1 protein-coding gene and 1 pseudogene are annotated in these 1,824 nt (G+C 39.9%); both read right to left on the bottom strand.

What is annotated here, in order from left to right:
• Positions 1-182: 182 nt before the first annotated feature.
• The gene (locus tag INT21_RS04675; protein ID WP_193084885.1) at positions 183-1,379 is read right to left on the bottom strand and encodes a restriction endonuclease subunit S; all 1,197 of its coding nucleotides are present in this window, start codon (positions 1,377-1,379) and stop codon (positions 183-185) included.
• Positions 1,372-1,767, bottom strand: a pseudogene (locus tag INT21_RS04680) (N-6 DNA methylase); the annotation flags it as partial. The gene INT21_RS04675 and the pseudogene INT21_RS04680, both read right to left, overlap by 8 nt.
• Positions 1,768-1,824: the final 57 nt, after the last annotated feature.

The raw sequence follows: 1,824 nt of genomic DNA on the forward strand, positions 1-1,824 counted from the left end.
TGCTTAAGCGCAGCCATTTGGACAACTGGGTTGAAAATCACCGGGAAGCGTCGTAGACCAGTTTAGCCAGGAAACATCTTTAAAAAAGTAGCCTAATGTGTAACCTTTCTGTACAAGAAAGATAATCACTAGCAGCGATGTGGCATTAAAAGTCAACAATACTCGAAATGCAGTATTGAAAATCATTCTATCGTTACCTGTCCGTTCATTAGCATGGGTAGGAGCCAGTCACGAAGTGATGCTATTTCTAAATCTTGTTCAGACAAACGTGAAGATTTGCTAAAGCATAAGGTTAAAAACGATAGAAAATTAAAATTTCGATCCTTAGGAAGTGGGAGGTAAATATCTTTAATATCACCTTTGGTAATAAATTTTACAATCGAACCTCTTGATCCAGATGTAAGTGTTTTAATTTTATCTTTAACAGCAAAATATAAAGGTGCGAAGAGTTCTTCTTCTGCTGGGATTAAGACATAAGTTCGTTGATAGGCATTAAACTTGCCGTCATATCGCTTAACTGAAAAGGAGCCATTGCCAGCAAGTAATACGGCTTTGCCATCAAAAACATAGTGGTCGCACCGTAGTAAAGACTCACCACAAGTAAAGAAGTGATATTTTCCATTTTCAGATGCATAGTTTGCATCTTCTTTTCCTGTTTTTATATTAACTATGTTTTCTACAGATACAGCTTCCCACTCATCCGGTATTTCCCGTTTTAGAGTTGGGTTGTAGACCATTTTCCCACCGGAGGCTTTGTAGGGTTTGCCGTTGGCATCGGGGAAGTTGAACTGTAAAAACCAGTAGTCGTACAGGGTTTTTGCCATAGCTTCTAGCTCGGCATTGATCCGTTTGTTGAGCTCAATTTTTTCATTTAGAAGATAAAGAAGATCACCAGCTTTAACTTGGTCATCATAGTCGGGCAATAAAAGATCAAGATACGAAAAAATCGCCTCATTCAAACTCGCCCGAAGGGTCATGACAGCATTGTTTGTCATGGTCTTTCTGAACATTGGGCTTCTTAGATAAAAAGCCATAAACTTTGAGTACGTGATGTCTGTTTGCTTTGGGCGAAGCCGCTTCAAAAAACCACTATATGATGCACTTGGGTAATCTTTGACTGCTACACAGCTCATGGCGAGCTCGTCAACTACTTCGCTCGTTCGAGTAAGGAAAATATCACCACTCTTGACGGAGTAGGTATCTTTTTCTTTATCAGATGTGGCCATCAAATCGGTCAATTCATCTGGTACGAAATAGTTATTGAATACCACAGAGAATGATAAGAATGGACTACCATGCCCAGCCTGATCTTTTGCAGAAGAGATTCCGGAAGACATCGTGTATAGTTCACAAAATCGATACTTCTTCAGGTTACTCATATTTCAATCCTGTCAACTGTTTTTTAATCTCAGCTTCCATTTCGTGAGATTGACTAAATAGGCTATCTAAGTTGTTGGTAAAGCCTTGCATTTTTTCAGCAAACTGCTCTGGAGTAATATCTACATACTCGATTTCGACATCGAAGTACTGTCCAGCGCTTAATGAGTAGTTTTTGGTCTCAATTTCCCCATAGCTGATAGCAACGGAAAAGTCTTTCAGCGCCTTTTTAGTATTAAAAGTGTCGATAATGAGCTGTTCTTCGTCCGCGCTAAGCACGGTTTTTTGGTTTTTGCCATCCTTGATTTTCTCGCCCAAGTTGGAGGCGTCAATCAGTACTACCTTTTCTTTGTTGCTATCATCTATAAACAAGATGGAGACGTTGGTACCGGTAGTGGCAAAGTGATCTTACCCAGCAACAGTGGACACTCGTTTAAGCGATCATTC

The sequence above is a fragment of the Halomonas sp. 3F2F genome (assembly GCF_014897805.1).
In the GTDB taxonomy this organism is placed as follows: domain Bacteria; phylum Pseudomonadota; class Gammaproteobacteria; order Pseudomonadales; family Halomonadaceae; genus Vreelandella.

Coding starts and splice junctions, on each gene's coding strand:
- INT21_RS04675 (WP_193084885.1), bottom strand. CDS start 1,379: ATGAGTAACCTGAAGAAGTATCGATTTTGTGAACTATACACGATGTCT.